Below are 18938 nucleotides of genomic sequence, written 5' to 3' on the forward strand. Positions count from 1 at the left end.
TATTACTATTATGGATAATGGTTTTTCCGGTCAACTTTCCGGCGTTGATGCGCGGTTCGATATACCGCTCGTGGCGTTGCAGCGGTTCGATGATCGTAATATGATAAATACGGAAATTTCCGACGAAACCGGCCGTGAATCAAAGGAAAGCAAGAAGAATATACTCTGCAAAGCATGCGGGAAAATGATCACCTCTGACGATGAGGGCATAGTCATAAACGGCTCCCATGACCATGCCTTCATGAACCCCCGCGGCCTGGTCTTTCATATCGGCTGCTTTTCCGGCGCGGACAATTGTCATATCATGGGCGCGCCCACCGGCGAATACACCTGGTTTCCCGGCTTTGTCTGGTGCTATGTGGTCTGCACCGGCTGTCTGTCGCACCTGGGGTGGCATTACCAGTCCGGGGGCGGCGGATTTTATGGACTGATCCTGGACCAGTTGGTGCGGGAGTGAATCACCTTTCCAGGTTAATGTTGAATTGCACTTTTCCGGCCCGTTCCGACGGGGCTGACGGATATTGTTTCTGCACGCTCCACTTGCCGCGGAGGCCCTTCATGAACCGGCTGTAATTCTTGCGAGGGATTTCCACGATGATCTGGCTCTCGCTCCCTGTCTTTTCATCCATTGATTTTCTGATGATACGTCCCTCCAGGGACTGCGCAAGGCCGGCGATGCTATCCGCCTCGTCTTTGACGCGGCCTGCCGGAGCGGTCTGCTGTGTCGCTCCGGCCGAGGCGGCCCTGTCCTTTCTCGCGTTGCCGGGACTTCTTTTCGAGAGGGCCTTCTCGGTTGCGGCATAGTCCGCCTTCCGATCCGTGACGGAATCGTCGAACTCCTGCTCCGCCCGCGCGACCGTGACCTGTTTCAGGTAGAGCGTGATCTCGGCCTGCCCGCCTGCGGATGATTTCATTTCTTCCTTCGCGGGATGCTCCGATACCCTGATATCGGCGGCTACCATGGTCTCGTCGGTGGCGGCGACTTTTTTATCACGCGCTGCATCCTTTTCTTTTTCCCTTGCCTTCACGGCATTGGACGCAACCATGGGCGGTCTTTCGCGGTGCGAAATATGCTTGTCCTCGTGAAGGGCTTTTTCCTCTTCCATGGCCTGGTGTGACGCCGGTTCCTCAGCCTTGTACTGCGCCACCTCTGGCCTGAAGGGCTTGAAGATGATCATCCCGGTCACGGCAATGGCCAGCAGGGCCGCGGCCTCAAGGGGCACCTTGATCTTCAGCGGGTAAAAGAGCTTTTTCACCAGGGATCCCCGGCCCGTCTCGCCGATCCTTGCATGGAGCTGTTCGAGAAAATCGTCCGGCGCCTTCACTGAGGGGAACGCTTCGATTTTCTTCATGTATTTTTTCAGAAACTGCAGCTCTTCCCGGCAATCGGCGCAATTCTTAAGGTGTTCCTTAACAAGGGCGGTGTCGGAAGCTGAAAGGTTTCCCTCAAGGTAATCGGCGAGAAGCAGTTTGATATTATCACACTTCATTAAATGACCTCCCGCAAAGATTCTCTCAGAAGGTGCCTCGCCCGCGCGAGCCTCGATTTGACCGTTCCCAGGTTCACCCCGGTTATATCCGAGACCTCCTCGTAGGAGTTGCCTTCCAGGTCGCGCAGCACGACCAGGACCTTCAGCTCCTCCGGAAGGGCGTCGATGGCCTGGTGGATGAGCCGGGCCTGTTCATTCTTCTCAAAAACGCTGTCAGGATCAAAGGAGCAGTCATGGATGTCCACGGAATCGCTCCCCGCTTCCCCGGGGCTGTCGATGCGGAGCATCTTTTTCCTGATGCGGTTGCCGGCTGACGCGATCCTGTTCCTGCAGGTATTTATGGCGATACGGTACAGCCAGGTGGAAAAGCTTGACTGGAACCGGAAATTTTTCAGATTGTTATACACTTTGATGAACGTCTCCTGAGCGCAATCATTGGCATCGTCATAATCGCTGACGATCCGGAAACAGAGATTGAATATCATGTCCCTGTATTTGTTAACGAGGCGGTCGAAGGCATGGACGTCGTCAGACAGGAACCTCTTGATCAAAACGTCGTCTTCATGTTCCGGCCGATTCGTTGTATTCTCGTTCCTATTCATTAGACACTGTCACATAAAAAAAGATCGTTGAATTTAATTGATTCGGGCAATTATCGTATAATCAATTATGAATTATATGGAGTCAATATAATTTTTCGGATTAACCTGTGGTGCAATGCGGACACCGATAGTTATCGGTGGATCCTTGCTCTGACCCCATCGGGCACCGGCAGGTATCGATCCCGATTTTTGTATTATTGCTTTGACCCCTCTATGATTTCAGGGTCTAAATCTTGCCTGGATAAAATCGAACGGTGCTCCGATCCCCCATCGATCATAATAGTCAAAATAATATATAACTATAAATAATTATGAATATATAAAAATAAAATTGAAAAAAATAGTTTTGAAACCCATCCAGTCGGGATTTCTTGTTGACATTCTAAATACTGTATTGTATTTTATTTAAAGAATGATTGTATACAAGATTCTCATGTAAGCATTCATCAAGTTTGTTGAAATTTATCCTTGAATTCAATTGTTAATACGACTTACTTAACTTATAAGGAAGGGTATTATACGATTGAACGTAACTGCCGGGACTTCGAAAACAGCAGTTAACTAACTAAGCAGTTTAACGGTTGATAACCGATTTAAACCCTCCATATCCTTTTCCCCTCCCTGAAGGATTTAACCCTTCAGGGAGGAAATCTTTTACTTTACCGAAAATTCATTATCATTAACATCATTAACTTAGAAAAAAATATTCTCTTTCTCTTGACTTTTTTAATATAACTGGTTTAGTATTACAATCAGTCAAAGAGTTTTGTTTTCTTCAACTTGCATCGGTCAGGGTATATAAATTTCGTCTTTCGAAATTGTATCATTACCCGCTCTTCCTCAGTGGGGGATGGGGAATACGTTAACCATTTAATATGGCCGAATAATTCGATTAGATTATGTATAGTGGAAGCGTGGCATGCGCGCTACTTTGTCGCGCTATGGATAATTACCATTTTTTCGGAGAGATAGGTGATAATAGTTCTTTTATTTCTCGCGCTGCTGCTGTCCCTTGCGGTTCATTTATCATATCTTGCCAGGTATATCCAGACTCGCAAACCGGAATTGCTTCAGAAATATATCCTTACGACCGTGCTCAACGTGTTCCTTTCCGCGGCGCTTATCTTTGTCGCCCTGTACAAGCCCGAGCAGATTCAAAAAATAAAATTTCCCCTCATGATGTGGATCCTCAACGGTTTCACCATGATGGTAATGGTCATGTCCCAGATCACCATTGCCCGGAGGATCTACGCCCGGTCAAAATTGCCGGAGAACTATCACTATAATTTTTTCGGGAAGAAGGTTTTACATCCCTCTGTGGTCAAACCGGCGGAGGTGGCTGCCTTTTTCGCCACCATACCCCTCTTTCTTTTCACCGGGGCATATTTTTTCGCTAAGCTGATACGGTTTTTTCTTTAATGACATATTCGTCTGAAATGTTCAGGTGGACGACCATTCTGAACATATATTTTTTTTGTAAAATTTTTTTGTGGAAATTTTTTAACAATAATAGTATTATGTATCAAAAATGGTTCCAGAGTAACCATAGTAGCAGAAACTACTTTGATCAGGGGAGGAGGCAACAATGGCTTTAATTACCAAGAATGTCAGAGAACACGCGGAAAAATGCAAGGCCTGTGTTTTGCAGAAGATGAGGGAATATCTGGAAACCAGCATGCAAGGCGGCGGCAAGACCGCTGTCGATAAGGATACCGCCAAGCAGATGCTGAAGTTCACCAATGTCCTGGAAAAAATCGGATGCAATCTCTGCCCGTACAAGGGTGATTTCGAAAAGATATACGGCGTAACCCCTGTCGAATACTTCGTTCAGAAAGAAGTCACAGAGATGAATATCAAATACTAGTATTCATCGCACATCACGACGCAATTGCAGAACACCCGCTTATGGCGGGTGTTCTTATTTTTTTGCGGTGAAGATGAGGGAGCGGGGCGCTTACTCTATCAGTTTCATGTCCTCTTCGGAGTCCGTATCGTAGCGGCGCGGGATCATCATGATTATAATCAGGTTCGTGGTCGCCAGTATGACCGTCATGGTAATGATAATGAGCACCAGCATCTGGTTCTTGATCTTGTCGATGTTTGTCAGGTTAACGCCGATGATAAAGGTCCCCCACTGCTTGCCGTAGAGCCTCACCGGGGCCCCTATGTTCCAGAGGGTCTCGCCGGTGTCCCGCCGGTAGAGCTCCTTGATGGCGCTGTCTCCCTTGTAATTCAGTATTTTTTTTATCCCCTCGTAGGCGGAAAAATTGCGCTGGGACCTGCTGTAAACAACATCCCTGGCGTAATTATTGGTGAGAGGATGGGAATACTTGGAATTATGGATGGGAACGTACCCGTTCTTATCTACCAGTATGGCAAATTCAACTTCCGTATCGAGGAGAAACTGGTCCTCGACGCCCTGTATCCATTTTGAAAAAACATTGGTATAGCGGGTCGTGTATTTCTTCGGGTTTGTGCCGGGAATCTCTATGTAATTCTCGTCGAATATATCATCCTTGGTGAGCATGTTGTTTTTTACCATGAAATACATGATCTCGCTCATGGCCCTGGAGCCGGTCATGGCCTCTATGCGGCACTTTTCGTAGAGCTGGTTTTCAAGGTTGCTGAAAATCTTGCTGATGATCAAATAGCACCCCAGACATGACATAAGGCTGAAGGCTATGGCGAGGATGATTTTTCTTCGTAAACTCATAACGCACTCTGTATTATTAAAAAATAAAGCCGCCCCATATGAATGTTCAACATCAGGCGCAAATATTACATATATTCCATATATTGTCTATTATAATTTTCCCCGGGTGGTATTTTACTGTCACTGTTATACTGCTCACCGTTTCTAGTTAGTTTGGTATCCCGGAAAACAATGGTTTCACATCATTGGAATGTAATTTTTTTGATTAATATTGACAATTCTTATATAGGTGCTATTTTGGGTATTATGATATCAAGGGCAAGGTAAAATACATGTCATTATTCAAACCCAATATTGAAAAGCTCATTAGTGAGAATAATATACCTGGCCTTATCAAGTGCACCACAAAACGAGACCCTGAAATAAGGCTTAAAGCCTTCAATACCCTGATAAACCAGGAAAATAAAACCGACGACATCATTCAGGCGCTGCGGAAAATGAAAAATGACCGCGATGTCCGTGTCAGAAACACCGCCATACTCAAACTGGCCGAAGCGGGTGATGAAGGCATCCTTGACGACCTCCATTCCATCCTGGTCGAAGGCTCCCAAAATGATAAAATCGATGCCCTCCGGATCCTGGCCTACAGGGGCAAGGTCGACGCCCAGACCTCAAGCCTGATAGTCCTGGCCCTGAACGACAAGAAAGGAATGGTCCAGCTTGAGGCGATCCGCACCATGGGCGCCCTGAAGGACCATACGTCCATCGTGCACCTTGAAGAAAAGCTCCATGATACACGGCACCAGATACGCCTGGAAGCGGTCAAGGCCCTTGGCTCGATACAATCCGATGACGCGGTGGAGCTCCTCATCGGCTCCCTTACCGACAACAAGCTGGAGATACGGCGCGCGGCCCGCGAGGTCATGGAGAGCATCGGCTCCGACAGGGCCATCAAGGCCCTAAACGACGCGCCCCTGATGATGATGGTCAAGAGAATGAACGAAGGCGTTTCCTCCAAGGTCGACGCCCTCGCGTATATCGGCAAGCACCGGTTCGGCGCCGCCCTGCCGCTGGTCCATAAGGCGACGAGCGACGAATACAAGAACGTGCGCTTCGAGGCGGTCAAGGCCCTTGCGCAGATACGGGACCGGGGCTCCATCAACACCCTGGCGCGCATGATCAATGACCCGTATTTCGATATCCGCCTGGAGGCGGTGAAGGCCCTGGAACGGATCGTCGATCCGGCGTCGCTGAAACCCCTTGAAAAAGCCAAGGAAGACCTGAACAAGAGCGTCAGGGACGAGGCCAAGAAAGCGTATTACACCATCCAGACCAGGCTTGAAGAGTCGAAAAAGTAATAACGAATTTCCAATGAATGAAATAAAACGGCCGGGAATACCGGCCGTTTTTTTATGGTGCGGGAATCAGATCGCGGTGGATCCTCCATCGACTACTATGGTCTGCCCCGTGATGAAGCTCGATGCTTCTGAGGCGAGGAAGAGTGCCGGATGGACCACCTCCAGGGGCTCGGCGATCCTGCCCATGGGAATCCCTCTCACGACGTGGTCATGGATCTCCTTGTTGGACCAGAAGGGCTTGCTGAAATCGGTGCGCACCATGGCGGGCGCCACGGCGTTGACCTGTATATTGAACGATGCCAGCTCCGCGGCGAGGACCCTGGTCATCATCTCCACGCCTGCCTTGGCGATGCCGTAAATGCCCATGCCGGGCGACGCCTTGCGGCCGGCGATGGAGGATATGCTGACGATTTTTCCTTTTTTCTGCGGCTTCATGATCGCCGCCGCCTTCCTGGAGCAGATGAAGGTCCCCGTAAGGTTTGTTTCGATGATCTTCTGCCACAGCGTCACATCGGTTTCAGCCGTGGACGACGTCATGAGGTTCATGCCGACGTTGTTGATCAGGATGTCGATGCGGGAATGCTTCTTCATCACCTCGTCGAAGAGCAGGTTCACGTCCTCTTCTTTCGCGATATGGGCCGCCACGGTCATGAGGCTGCCTCCTCCTCCCAGGGCGGCCGCGGCCGCATCGAGGTTTTCTTTCTTGCGGCCGCAAATCACGACCATGGCCTTTTCCTCCAGGATTTTCCTGGCCAGCTCAAGGCCGATGCCTCGACTACCGCCGGTTACGACGACAACCTTTCCTTCCAGTCCGTAGGTGATGCCGCTCATATGGTTTCTCCTTGATTGCTATATGATACTATCCTTCCATCACGGAATAAAATAATGGATACAGCCTCTTACGCCGGGGATGGGGCCTGCCGGTTTATCTGGCGTCGGGAGGTCTGTCTAAATCGGCGAACTCGTCCGGATCCGAGGGCGGCACCAGGTATTTCTGGGGAATGATTGCCAGGATTACGAGAAGGGTAAAGCTCAGTATGATGATCATAATGGTCACGGTGATTATGACCATCTGATTTTTTATGATATCGATCCGGTGCAGGGATATCCCCACGAGGTAGGCCCCCCAGTGCTTGCCGCGCAGCCTTACGGGGGCGCCGATATTCCACATGTTTTCTCCCGTATCACGCTCGTAGAAAAAACGCACCGTTCCTTCGCCGCGGTACTGCAGCACCTGCTTGATCTCCGGCTTGTCCGCGAAGTTCCTCTTCGTACGGCTGTAGAAAAGGTTTTTCTCGTGGTCCGGTCCGAGGGGGCGGGAATACTTGGAATTGTGCGTCGGCACATACCCGTTCTTATCGATTGCAATGGAGTATACGACATCCTCATCGTAAAGGAACTCATCCTGGAATTTCTGGATATATTGGTCGAATATGGCGTCGTACTTGGTGCGGTATTTTGTCGGATTGGTGCCTTCAATGGGGGTATAGGCGGTATCCATGATCTGTTCGTCCGTGAGCAGGTTGGTGTGGACCATGAGCTCCATGAAGGTGTTTATCACCTTGGCGCCGACCAGGGCCTCGATGCGGCATTTTTGTAGAAGTTGGTCTTCCGTCTTGTCGAAAATCTTCGATATTATTATAATGGCGCCAACGGACATGACGAGGCATAAACCGATGATTACTATTAGTTTCTTTTTCAAGTCCATAATGTACTCTGAACATTTTTTTTTAATATAAAGTAATACTTATCAAAGGCATTATAACTGGAGCAAGTTTAAAAGTAAATAAAATAATATAATGGCTTAATTAAAATAAGCATTTTCCGGAAAATGATAAACACTGTTTACAGATATGGAGGAGGGGTCAGAGCAACGGCTTAAGGGAGTTAAAAATTAACCGCGACCCTTCGGAATTGACATGGAGCTCGTCGATTGCCACCTTGTTGATATCTATCCCCGGCCTGAAGGGGTCGACAATGGTTACGTTGTCAAACAACAGGGCGGTTTCCCGGTAAATGGCATTATACCGCTCGACGTTTTTCGGGGCATGGGGGCTTTTCCGCATGTATTCGTCAGTCGGGGGGAGGAGCGGAATCAGAATGACCCGGGTGGATATCCTCTTCGCCCGCTCGAAAAATGCGGTAATGTTTTTCCGGAATTGCTCCGGATGCACCTCTGTTACATCGGGGCTCCTGACCCGGTTTTTCTTGACATAGGCTATATAGCGCTGCCTGAGCCGCGGCGGCATGTACCTGCTCACAATTTTGAATTCCAGGCCCATCTTGTTAAAAAGGCGCGGCGCCGCATCGGCCATGCCTATCTGCATGATCACGATGTCGGGCATGTACGATTCCAGGAGGTCCGCTCCGCCGCCGCCCTCGGTGACCAGGCGCGTCGACGTGCTGCCACGGGCGGCTCTGTCCATGATGTCATAGGCGGGAAATTCCCGCTTCAGCATGTGTATCCACGTTTCCTCATAGGATACGCCGTGGCGCGGCATGGACACCGAGTCGGCGACGATGATGATTTTTTTGTGTTTCATGATGTTCCGGTACATCCGAATCTCTAATGCCCTTCTAGATGGCAGGCGGAATGATGTCAAATAGTTTGTTGACAAATGAATATTTTATCTGTAATGCAATCAAGGTATTTCTGTTCCGGAACAAATTGGCTTTACGGGAGAGTCCGATGGAATTGTCCAGAAATGAAACAATCATGAAGTATGCCGGTCTTGTCTACGCCATAATCTTCATCGGCGCGGTCCTGGTCTTTATACTTTTACCGGGCCCGATGCTCGCCGTCATAAATGCCGTATCCCTCACCTTTTTCCCATCGCTGCCCCTGGCCTCCGATTCCGGTAAGTTCTGGCTTTCCCTGGCAGTCTCCATGATGGCCACTATTACCGTATTGTCTTTTCTGATTTTTAAAGACGTCAGGAGGAATTACGCCATGGCCGTCCCCCTGGTAACGGCAAAGTTCACGTCATCGCTGTTCGGCCTCGGCTTTTTCATGGCCGGATTCGCCTGCGCGGAAACAGGGTGGAACACCCTGGCGAACTTGGTCATCTTCTGCTCAGATTTTCCCCTGGGAGCGCTGATGCTGGTCCTCTACCGCCTGGTACAGAAGGAGCGGGCCTGATGGGCAGGACAATAATCGTCGGCGCCGGCATCAACGGCCTTCTCCTGGGCGCTCTCCTTGCCCATGACGGCGAAGAGGTGACGGTCTTCGAGAAAAACGGCCATCCCGGCGGCAGGGCCTTCCTGCACGAGAGCGGCGGCTTTATCATGGATTATGGTGTGCACCTCACGCGGTTCGGCCCGGAGAGCTCCCTGGCGAAGATCATGAAGCACGTAGGCGTTGAGGTCGCCTTCCGCAGGCTGGGGCCATCCTATGTAATTGACCAGAACGGGAAGAGGGTCCTTTTCCCGACCAGCCCCGACGGCATATTTAAAAGCGAAATGTTCACCTTCTTTGAAAAGGTGAAGCTCATCAAGCTGCTTCTCAAAATCAAAAAGGGAGCCTTTAACGAAGGCTACATGGACGTGTCCCTCCGGGACTGGCTGAACCTGAACAGGATCACCGGGGGCGTCCGCCGCTACCTCGAGCTCATCAGCGCGTCGGTAATGGTATGCCCCTTTCTCGAGAAGACCTCGGCCGGGGAGATGTTCCGGAACCTTCACAAGGTCTTCACCACGGGCCACTCCGCTGAATACCTCGCCGGGGGATGGAAGCCGGTGTACCGGGCCCTGATCGATGAGATCGAAAAAAAGGGGTCCATCCATTACGGCGTGAAAGTCGATTCCGTGACCCTGGCAAGGGGCAGGGCCTCCGGCGTCACCGTCGGCCGCAGGAAATACGCGGCCGACCGCGTGGTGCTCAACCTGCCTGTGCAGGAACTATTCGGCATTTTGCCCGAAAGTTCCTTCGACGATGAGTATGTCAAGCTCTGCAAGAACCTGGTGCCCACGTCGGGCATATTCTTCGACCTTGCCCTGAAAAAAAGGGTGGGGGATTATGACGGCCTCCTGTACACGTACGATCCCATGACCTACGGCATGATAACGTCGAACCTGGCCGGGGGACTCGCGCCGGAGGGCTGCCAGGTCCTTACCATGTTCTACCCGACGACGATGGAGGACGTGCGCGACACCAACCTGCGCATGCAGCGGAAAGAGGAGCTGTGGCAGGCAATCAAGAAATATTTTCCGGACATCGAGGACCATATCCTCTGGAAACGGGAATCCTCCCTTAAAATGGTGGATGGCGCGCAGGTCAACACAACCCAGACGGAGCACAGGCGGCCCGGCGCCGCGGTGCCGGGCTTCGCGAACCTTTTTCTCGTGGGCGATTCAATCGCCGCGCCCGGCGCGGGGGGGGACATCGGCAATGAATCGGTCCCGATCACGTATTACGTCATCACCGGCAGAACATTGGGGCAGGGGGGATGGGAAGGCGCGTCACCGGCCTGAAAGGACCCGTTCGACTTCATCGGCGTCATAGTGAAGGTTGAGCCTGCCTGCGAGGGTCTCAAGGATCAGGAGGGGCGGGACCGCGACCTTCGGCGACGAGTAGTTGACGGTCGTGATGGCTTCCGTCATGCGTGCCACGATGGCGCCGGCGCCCGGGTTCAGCACCTTGACGGTTATGAATGCCTCCCGCTTTTTTCCGTTGTAATTGATCTGTACCAGGTCCGTGCACATCGTTTCCTTGTAGCCGTAGTTCGCCTCGATGGACAGGTGCACCATCGAGTTGTCTTCGCCATGCCTGTATATCTTTACGAGTTTCAGTTCCATACTGATCTTATTGCGTCGCCGATATCTCCTCCACCAGGGCGGAGAAGAGGGTTATGATGTCGCTGTTCGATTTGCGCAGGTACGCGCAGAGCTGGCTGGCTATGGCCCTGGTAATGGCCAGGCCGGCCGCGGGATTCTCGTCGCCGAATTTGACGAAATCATCGCGATTGATAACGAGGCACTCGCAGTCGGTCTGGGCCACGACCGAGGCTGAGCGCCGGTCGTTGTCGATGAGGGCGATCTCCCCCACGTTGATGCTTCCCTCGTCGGCGCAGAGGGTCGTTACGGTGTACCGCTCGTCTTGCAGGGTGTTTTTCACGATATCGATTTCGCCGTTCAGGATGATGAAGAGCTCGTCGCCGAACTCTCCCTCGCGGATGATGTATTTCCCTTTCCGGTAATGCCGGCGGCTGCAGATGTTGGCGATCTTTTCAAGCACATCCATGTCATTTTCAAACATGGAGAAGAAGGAAACCTCCCTCAGCTTGTTCAGGATGATGTCGCAGCTATCGGCCTGTCCTTTGGTGCGCTTAAACAACGGCATGTTCTTTACCTTTTTCCGGGAGTTTTAACGTATCATGTGTTCTTCCCTCGATGACAATGGCCCTGCTGTATCTGCCTATCTGATAACCGATCGCCGGGTTGATGACCGGCAGGTTAGCCATGAGCTGCTTTACCACTTTCAGGTTGTCCACGAGCTTTGATATGTCGGGTGTCTTCTGGGCGTCCCTGATCGCCTCGGTCTTGCGGGTGAAGAAGTTGCCCGTGTTCTCGAGTATGCCTATAAGAATGGTCCTGTTCTTCGCCATGAAGAAATCGAAGAGCTCCCCGTAGGTCTTGCCGATGAATTTGCCGGGGATCTCCTGGGTGACGATGGAAACGTCGGCGTTCACGTTCAGGAGCTCGCTGATCACCTGGGATATGCCGCTGCCGGACGACGCGTTTGCGATGATGGAGCGGTTGAACTCCGACGAGAGGATTATCTCGTCGCAGTTGGAGAACCTGAGGTACCGCTCGAATTTTTCGTCAAGGATCTCCGCGCAGGTGTACACGGTCTTTGATATGGATTTTATGGTGATGATGGTCATGACGGTGCGGGAATCCACCTCCTGGACCGAGCCCTGCACGAGGCGGTCGGCGAACACGATGACCCGCCTGGCCTGCTTGAGGTTCGCCCGGTGAAGCACCCGCTCGTCGATGTAGTCGCCGCGGATGAAATTGATATGGGCGAACCTGCTGTCGGACTTGAGGTTCTGGACCTCTTCAGGATCGGCGGTGCTGATCAGCACGAATTCCGACGGCAGGAAATCCTTGTTCTTTTCCATGATGTTTGAAAGGATGTTGGCCATGTCGCGCTTCCACCCGCAGATGATAAAATGGTTTTTAAGATTTATTTCCTTCAATCCCCGACCCTCCTTTAACTGTTGCTCCACCAGGGCCGACGCGATGTTACCGGTGATGACGCCGACCAGAGAAACCCCGAAGAACATCAGGAGAATGCCGGTGAAGCGTCCCGCGTTCGATTTCGGATAGAAATCGCCGTAACCGACCGTGGTGGAGGTCACAAAGGCCCACCACACGGCGTCTTTCAGCGATCGTATATTGCTCGATTTTGACGCATCCTCCACCATTGCGCCGTCGACTTTATTGTAGAATACGTATCTGCTCTCAAAATAGTAGACCGCCACGGAAAGCACGGAAAGAAATATGAAGGCCGCCAGGAACAGCTTGAAGAAGAAGTTGCGGGTCACCTTAAGGAAGAGATATCGTATGGTCTTATTCTGCCAGAAGGCTATGGCGGCTATGGCTTTTTTTATGGAATCGGCGGCGCCGGGCAGAATATATTTGGTTTTTTGCCTGATCGTGTTGTACAGGTTGATGATCGTTAGTTTCAGCATAGTGTGATTGTGCATAAAATATAGATATTTTCATTTCTATTGTCGATATAATTCCTCTAATTATTAATATGGTTTTGGCTGTTTTTAATTAAAATTCATAAATTCGCGCCGGCAGGCGTCCCAGCCCCTGGGGGCCTGCCGGCGTGGGACTTTCGGCTTGACGTTGTTATGTTTTTTCCATTATATTAACAATGCGAAGGGAGGCTCCTATGATATGTCCCCGTTGTAAAAAGACCATGGTACAGGAGAAGGAGGAAGGCGAGGAAATTCTCGTCTGCAGACACTGTGACGGCATATGGCTCCACAAGCACCAGCTCAACAATCTCCTGCAGGAGAGCGGTGGGGATGTCGAGCTCTGCTCGTTCAACACCCTGCCGGATGATGACAGGCGTCCCATCATCAAGTGCCGCCAGTGCCCCGATTCGGTAATGCTGAAGATCCATTTCCTCGAGTATTCCGATATTGTCATCGACCGGTGCCCGACCTGCGGCTCCTACTGGCTTGATAAAAACGAGCTGGCCAACATGCACAAGTATATCAGGCAGGTGGAGGAGGGGAGCAGCCAGGTGAAAGACGTGACCGCCTATGACCTGCTGGCGAAGATCAGCCGGATAGCCTATACGATCTTTCATTGACCGGGTGCGCCGAAAATTCCTTGACGAAATGATCCTTTTCCCGGTGATATCGGCAATCGTGATCACCAGGGGGACGATTGCCGATGGGGAACCTGTACCGGAGAATAACCGGGCTGCCAAGGGATTTCATGCTGTTCATAATGGCGATCGCCCTGATCGGGTTCTCCCAGAGCGCCATCAACTCGGTATTCAACAACTACCTGAACGAAGTATTCCGCATCACCAATAACCAGCGCGGCATGCTCGAGCTGCCACGGGAGCTACCCGGCTTCCTGGTGGTGTTTTTTTCCGCCATGTTCTTTTTCATGAGCACACGGCGCCTTGCCGCCTTCGCCAACGTGCTCGCCGCGCTCGGGATCGCCCTGATCGGACTGATGGCCCCCACCTATTCCATCATGCTGGTATGGCTCCTGGTTTACAGCATGGGGCAGCATATTTTTCTTCCCCTCAACCAGAGCCTGGGCATGGAATTTGCCAGGGAGGGGAACACGGGTAAGCGGCTGGGGCAGCTGACGGGGGCCATGAATATCGCCGCTATCGCGGGGAGTTTCCTCATTTTTATCGGGTTCAAACACCTGCATTTTAATTTCTTCATTTCGTTTATCATCGCTTCGGCCGGGTTTTTCTGCGCATCGGCACTGCTCTTCCTCATGAAGCCCGGAGTGTCCCACCCGGCAAAGACGAAATTCACCCTGAGAAGGGAATATCAACTCTTTTACTGGCTCAATATACTCTTCGGCACGCGGAAGCAGATATTCCTCACCTTCGCTCCCTGGGTGCTGATCAAGGTATTCAACCAGAAAACGGAGATGGTCGCCACGCTTCTCACCGTCGGCGGCGTTGCCGGCATTTTTTTCAACCCCCTCCTGGGCAAGGCCATAGACCGCCTCGGCGAGCGGCGCATCCTCATGGGCGAGGCCGTCCTCCTGGTCTTCGTGTGCGCCGGATACGGATTTTCGAAAGACCTGCTCGGCGAGACCCCGGCCCTCTTCATCGCCTTTGCATGCTTCGTGGCGGACCAGTTGCTTATGTCGGTTGGTATGGCCCGGGCGACATATTTAAAGAAGATAGCGGTGAGACCCGAGGACGTCCCCCAGACCCTGACCATGGGAGTGAGCATCGATCATATATTTTCAATCTCGATAGCCCTGGTGGGCGGGGTGATCTGGGACGCGCTGGGATATCAGTATGTGTTTTTGATCGGGGCAGTCATCGCGCTGGTGAATTTATTTGCCGCGTCCCGCGTCAGGATAGACGTCTCACGGCAGGCCGGGGAGAAAGAGGTCCCGCCGGCGCAGGTAACAGAGGACTGAGAGATGAAGCTTGTTGCAAATCTGATTCTTCTTTCCGGGGTTAAAGGGCGAAGCCCGAGCGAACAGGATGTTCGCCTGCCGGCATGAAACAGGATGTTTCAATAAAGCCGGCCTTACAAGCCCCCCGCAGGGGCTTCCCTGCGAGCGCGAGACGCAGTTTCGCTATAATTCTCTTTATATTATTCTTGACTTGTAGTTTAATCCATGTAACTTAAGGATGCATATATCATCAGACTAATAGAATAACGATATTTTTAGAATTAATATGACTTTTCCCGCAAAAAAGCTGTCTAACATTAATGGCAGGTTACATACAGAATTAATGCGTGATATTTTCGCGCATCACGAATAAACAGTGAGGGAGTATTACTATGAGATCATTCGTTACACTGACAGCAGCGCTTCTATTGTCGCTGGCCGGATGCGTCACCATGCCCGACCCGGTGCCGGTCAATTACCTTGTGGAAAAGACCCCGGAGCAGGGAAAGATACTTGAAAAGCTGGAGAACGGTATCATCGCCAAGAACCACGAGGTGAAGGCGCTGAAGGACAAGAGCCAGGCCGCCGATCAGAAAGTGAACGTTGAAAAGGGAAGGCTGGGTATCCTGAAAGATGAGAGGAGCCTGCTGGATGAAAAGAAAAAGCAGTACCAGATGGAAAACGACGCGGCTAAAACTGAAGACAACAACAAGCAGATAACCGCAAAGGACGGCGAAATCAAGGCTCAAGAATTGAAAGTTGAGAGCGCGACCGCCTCGTCCGGACTGGCCCGGGCCCAGAAAGAGGTGGGAGAAACGGAGTTGTCCGTCATGGTGGCGGAGCTGAACTATGAAAAGGCGAGGATTGCGCGGGAATACCTGGTGAAGCACCAGGCGGCAAATGCCGCCGACAAGAAGGATCAGCCGTCGCCCGACAAGTATGACGACAAGTACCGCCTCTACCTGGAGAAGCAGCGGGAAGCCCTGGTGGAAAAACGGAATACCAGGGACGAGGCCGCGCTGAAGCTGAAAATCGCTGAAGATAAACTGAAACAGTAAGGACCTGCACCATGAAGACACGGCATATTAATGTTCGGATCATCGCGGCCCTGGCGGCGGCAGCCCTGCTCTGGCTGGCGGCGCCGTCAGGCGTACAGGGCGCCATCCTGTATACGGCTTCGCAGTATAACAAGCTGTATAATGAGAATGTGGCGCTGCAGCTCGAGCTTGATTCGCTCAAGAGGCAATACGGCAATGACAAGGCGAACCTTGAATCGACCATAAGCGACCTGAACAGCAGGATCGCCGGTCTGAACAAGGAGCTGGAGAACCTGCGAAAACAGATGGAAGACGAGAGAAATGGCGCCGCCAACAGGATCAAGGAAATGGAGAAGATGACCGATCTCCTGAAGAAAAAGGGCGGCGACCGGGAAAAGCAGCTTGTCGAGGAGAACCAAAAACTCCAGAAACGCTGCGAAGACGACCTCGCGAAGCTCCGCGACGATCTCGTTAAGGAGCGGCAGAAACACCTCAAGGAGCTGTCGGACCTGAGGAGCGACTACGAGAAAAAGATAGCGGACCTGAAAAAGGAGATAGCCAATCTTAACAACGAGCTTTCGAACCTGCAGAAGCTCACGCAAAAGCAGAAAGAAGAGCTGTCGCGCATGGAGGATCAGGCGAAGGAGCTGGAAAAGCAGCTGGCCGATGAAATCAAGAAGGGCGATATCAAGCTCAAGCGTTTTCACGATAAGCTCATCATCAATATCGACGACAAGATATCCTTTGATTCGGGGAAGGCCGATCTCAAGAAAGAGGTCATGCCCGCCCTGGGAAAGATATCCGCCATACTGAACGATTTTCCCGAGTACAAGATCGTGATCGAGGGACATACGGATAACGTCCCGATAAGCACCAGCAGGTTCAGGGACAACTGGCAGCTGTCAACCGAGCGCGCCCTGTCGGTCCTGAACTACATCCTCAGGGAAAAGCGGCTGAATGTTTCCCGCTTCAGCGCGGCCGGATACGGGGAATTCAATCCCATCGTACCCAACGATACGCCGGCAAACCGCGCCCTCAACCGCAGGGTCGACATTGTCGTGGTACCCCGCCTTTCCGGCAAATGACGCTTTTTTCTTGACTGTGGAGCGGATGCCGGTATAGTTAACCCGGAGCCGGCTGAAGAAGCCCCTCCGGGCCTGCGTGACGCAGACCGGCTCACTACCCCGCTCAGGTCAAGGCATGGGCAATCAGGAAGAAATAAAGAAAATCGAGCGCCGCGCCCGCTCCCTGCTTACCACCAAGGACATCCCGCAGAACAAGCAGGATGTGGTGCGCACCCTCATGAATAACAGGCAGCTGAAGCCGCGGGAAAAATACCAGGCCATTATCGAGCTGGTCCAGTCCTGTCCCGACAAGAAATCGGTCCTTTACCAGGATGAGGCGGTCAAGCCCGAGCCGGCCAAAAAGAAAAAGGGATCGCCGTCAAAGGCCGTGGAAAGCAAGTCGGTTCCGGAGCTGTTCGCGCCGACTGAAACGTCATACTATGTTGATCATCTCTACCGCAAGTACGGCGAATCCAGGCTTTTTAAGAAGCGCATCCTGGTCCATCGCAACAACCGCATCGGCATCGGTTTTCGCAGGCGTCTTGTCCCGACAAAGCAGCTGCTGAAGGTCATGAATTACCTGGCGGGGGTCCAGAGCGGCATAACGGGCAGGCTCGTCGTACTCACCATGGAAATCATCAAGGATCCGAGCGTGTCGGATCCCCTGGTGTTTAACCACCTCCGCCTCGTGCGGAAATGGCTAGTCGAAACGCCCCTGATAAACCTGAAGTATGATGTCATAAAATGGATGGAGCGCCCCCAGTTCGAGCGGGAGCTGAAATCATGGGTTTCCTGGTTTTTTTCGTTCCTGAGGCTGGATGGCGATCTGCGGGAGCGGATAATAACCGATGTGGAGACGCGTCTGCGGGCGCAGGACGATCTCCGCAAGGATGACCTGATCGACGGCGAACCGGACGCGTCCCGGCGGGAAAAGGAGAAGCGGAACCTCGAAAAAGAAAAGCAGGTGTTTGAATACATGATGCTTTTCAGGTCGTTCTTGCCGATCAACGCGAAACAGGATTCCCTTTTGTCGAGGCGGCTGAAAGAGGAATTCGGCTTCGGCGGTTTCACGGAGCTGGTACTCGCGATGGAGGAGGCGCTGGCGTTCCAGAGGCCTGTCAGCCAGGAGGAGATCGTCGCTTATTACAGGATCGAAGCGCCCTTCGTGAATGTCGTGGCCTGGGACTACAGCGAGGATTACCTGGTCACCGTCGGGAAGGACCCTGAATCCCTGCAGAAAAAAAAGAAGGATTCACTGCGGAAAGTCGCCGAGCCCTTTGAAACCCTGGCCAGGCTGCTTCGGCACGACGACGGCGGACGGAACATTCTCATCAAGGCCGTGGAGGACCAGTGGCGGTACATCGATAAAAAGCATCATGATCCGAAGACGATGTACAATGATAATTTCATCGGCTTCCTTGACGCGCTGGTCCAGTATTTCAAGAACCTGTACCTGCCGCTCCTTGAAGGCACCACCATAGCCTTCCGTGACATGGGCAGGGTGGAATTAGAGGGATCGCTTTTTTCATTCGATTATTTTCAGAAGCACCTGGCGCTTTTCAACAAAATCCTCGACCAGATGCATTTTTTCAGGACCAATAATCCCACCCTGGCCCTGACCAGGGAAGAGGCCAGGCAGGTAATGAAAAGCCAGACCGGCAAGCAGGCGGAAACCGGCCGCTTCATCCGCTCCATCGGCGATTGCTTTTACCTGATCGGCAGGGAGCTGCAGACGGTGTTTGACCAGCACCGCCGGTGGGCCGCCGGCAGGAGCAGCCTGGCCGGCGTCGAGCCGGCCCGGGACCCCCTCAAGAACCGTATCGCGGATGACGCCGGCGAGCGGGGAAGGCCGATCCCGTTCCACGACTGCATGATCATGGAAGTGAAGAACGGCACCGCCCTGTCCAAGGAATTGACGGGTAAACGTGTAATGGAGGATTCCCTCTTCGACGGCATCTTCGTGCGCATGAACGCTTTTGCCTACCAGGCGGCCTATGAATGCATGAGCGAGCGCCTGGCCTCCGACCTTGACGAGAGAAAGGCACTTTTGAAAAAAATAGAAGACGCGCCTGCATAAAATGTTCTTGCCTAAAATCGCCGTATACTGTCCCTCGC

The 18938-nt window shown here is 52.2% G+C and carries 20 protein-coding genes; 11 read left to right on the top strand and 9 right to left on the bottom strand.

What is annotated here, in order from left to right:
• The first annotated feature begins 100 nt into the window (after window positions 1-100).
• Entirely contained in the window at window positions 101-457 is a 357-nt protein-coding gene (locus tag KA369_06065; GenBank protein ID MBP7735522.1) for a hypothetical protein, read from the top strand.
• Between the two features lies 1 nt (window position 458).
• On the opposite strand, the gene KA369_06070 is transcribed toward KA369_06065, so the two are convergent.
• Window positions 459-1490 (bottom strand): zf-HC2 domain-containing protein, encoded by a 1032-nt coding sequence (locus KA369_06070; protein MBP7735523.1) that lies wholly within the window; start codon window positions 1488-1490, stop codon window positions 459-461.
• Window positions 1490-2092 (bottom strand): sigma-70 family RNA polymerase sigma factor, encoded by a 603-nt coding sequence (locus tag KA369_06075; protein MBP7735524.1) that lies wholly within the window; start codon window positions 2090-2092, stop codon window positions 1490-1492. Before KA369_06075 ends, KA369_06070 begins: the two co-directional genes overlap by 1 nt.
• A 972-nt stretch (window positions 2093-3064) precedes the next feature.
• Here KA369_06075 and KA369_06080 point away from each other — a divergent pair.
• Complete coding sequence (locus KA369_06080; GenBank protein MBP7735525.1) at window positions 3065-3511, top strand: hypothetical protein; 447 nt, start codon at window positions 3065-3067, stop codon at window positions 3509-3511.
• Between the two features lie 166 nt (window positions 3512-3677).
• A complete protein-coding gene (locus KA369_06085) occupies window positions 3678-3956 on the top strand; it encodes a hypothetical protein (protein MBP7735526.1) in 279 nt (92 codons plus the stop codon).
• A gap of 90 nt (window positions 3957-4046) precedes the next feature.
• Here KA369_06085 and KA369_06090 read toward each other — a convergent pair whose 3' ends face one another.
• Window positions 4047-4805, bottom strand: a complete 759-nt coding sequence (locus tag KA369_06090) for a hypothetical protein (protein MBP7735527.1) — start codon at window positions 4803-4805, stop codon at window positions 4047-4049.
• Between the two features lie 272 nt (window positions 4806-5077).
• Here KA369_06090 and KA369_06095 point away from each other — a divergent pair, with 272 nt between their 5' ends.
• Window positions 5078-6103: a HEAT repeat domain-containing protein gene (locus KA369_06095; GenBank protein MBP7735528.1), complete on the top strand. Its 1026-nt coding sequence runs from the start codon at window positions 5078-5080 to the stop codon at window positions 6101-6103.
• Between the two features lie 66 nt (window positions 6104-6169).
• On the opposite strand, the gene KA369_06100 is transcribed toward KA369_06095, so the two are convergent.
• The 3 genes from KA369_06100 to KA369_06110 all read right to left on the bottom strand — a co-directional run bounded on the left by KA369_06100 (window position 6170) and on the right by KA369_06110 (window position 8646).
• Window positions 6170-6934, bottom strand: a complete 765-nt coding sequence (locus tag KA369_06100; GenBank protein MBP7735529.1) for an SDR family oxidoreductase — start codon at window positions 6932-6934, stop codon at window positions 6170-6172.
• Window positions 6935-7028: 94 nt separating this feature from the next.
• A complete protein-coding gene (locus KA369_06105; protein MBP7735530.1) occupies window positions 7029-7811 on the bottom strand; it encodes a hypothetical protein in 783 nt (260 codons plus the stop codon).
• A gap of 157 nt (window positions 7812-7968) precedes the next feature.
• Entirely contained in the window at window positions 7969-8646 is a 678-nt protein-coding gene (locus KA369_06110; protein MBP7735531.1) for an SGNH/GDSL hydrolase family protein, read from the bottom strand.
• A gap of 146 nt (window positions 8647-8792) precedes the next feature.
• On the opposite strand from KA369_06110, the gene KA369_06115 reads away from it, so the two are divergent.
• Both KA369_06115 and KA369_06120 read left to right on the top strand, forming a co-directional pair.
• The gene (locus tag KA369_06115; GenBank protein ID MBP7735532.1) at window positions 8793-9242 is read left to right on the top strand and encodes a hypothetical protein; all 450 of its coding nucleotides are present in this window, start codon (window positions 8793-8795) and stop codon (window positions 9240-9242) included.
• Window positions 9242-10573, top strand: a complete 1332-nt coding sequence (locus KA369_06120; GenBank protein ID MBP7735533.1) for an NAD(P)/FAD-dependent oxidoreductase — start codon at window positions 9242-9244, stop codon at window positions 10571-10573. The genes KA369_06115 and KA369_06120 overlap by 1 nt, the downstream gene beginning before the upstream one ends.
• Here KA369_06120 and KA369_06125 read toward each other — a convergent pair.
• From KA369_06125 to KA369_06135, 3 genes are read right to left on the bottom strand one after another with little or no spacing between them, the layout of a single operon-like run.
• Complete coding sequence (locus KA369_06125; GenBank protein ID MBP7735534.1) at window positions 10562-10897, bottom strand: hypothetical protein; 336 nt, start codon at window positions 10895-10897, stop codon at window positions 10562-10564. The genes KA369_06120 and KA369_06125 overlap by 12 nt on opposite strands.
• Before the next feature lie 7 nt (window positions 10898-10904).
• Window positions 10905-11441: a cyclic nucleotide-binding domain-containing protein gene (locus KA369_06130; GenBank protein ID MBP7735535.1), complete on the bottom strand. Its 537-nt coding sequence runs from the start codon at window positions 11439-11441 to the stop codon at window positions 10905-10907.
• Window positions 11428-12795 (bottom strand): NAD-binding protein, encoded by a 1368-nt coding sequence (locus KA369_06135; protein ID MBP7735536.1) that lies wholly within the window; start codon window positions 12793-12795, stop codon window positions 11428-11430. Before KA369_06135 ends, KA369_06130 begins: the two co-directional genes overlap by 14 nt.
• Before the next feature lie 209 nt (window positions 12796-13004).
• Here KA369_06135 and KA369_06140 point away from each other — a divergent pair, with 209 nt between their 5' ends.
• The 5 genes from KA369_06140 to KA369_06160 all read left to right on the top strand — a co-directional run bounded on the left by KA369_06140 (window position 13005) and on the right by KA369_06160 (window position 18900).
• Entirely contained in the window at window positions 13005-13430 is a 426-nt protein-coding gene (locus tag KA369_06140) for a zf-TFIIB domain-containing protein (protein MBP7735537.1), read from the top strand.
• A gap of 83 nt (window positions 13431-13513) precedes the next feature.
• A complete protein-coding gene (locus KA369_06145) occupies window positions 13514-14743 on the top strand; it encodes an MFS transporter (GenBank protein MBP7735538.1) in 1230 nt (409 codons plus the stop codon).
• Between the two features lie 371 nt (window positions 14744-15114).
• On the top strand, window positions 15115-15780 hold the full coding sequence (locus KA369_06150) for a hypothetical protein (GenBank protein ID MBP7735539.1): 666 nt from the start codon (window positions 15115-15117) through the stop codon (window positions 15778-15780).
• Between the two features lie 11 nt (window positions 15781-15791).
• Window positions 15792-16844, top strand: coding sequence for an OmpA family protein (locus KA369_06155; GenBank protein ID MBP7735540.1), 1053 nt, complete (start codon window positions 15792-15794; stop codon window positions 16842-16844).
• Between the two features lie 115 nt (window positions 16845-16959).
• Complete coding sequence (locus KA369_06160; protein MBP7735541.1) at window positions 16960-18900, top strand: hypothetical protein; 1941 nt, start codon at window positions 16960-16962, stop codon at window positions 18898-18900.
• Window positions 18901-18938 lie beyond the last annotated feature (38 nt).

It is taken from the genome of Spirochaetota bacterium, from assembly GCA_017999915.1.
Taxonomy (GTDB): Bacteria; Spirochaetota; UBA4802; order UBA4802; family UBA5550; genus RBG-16-49-21.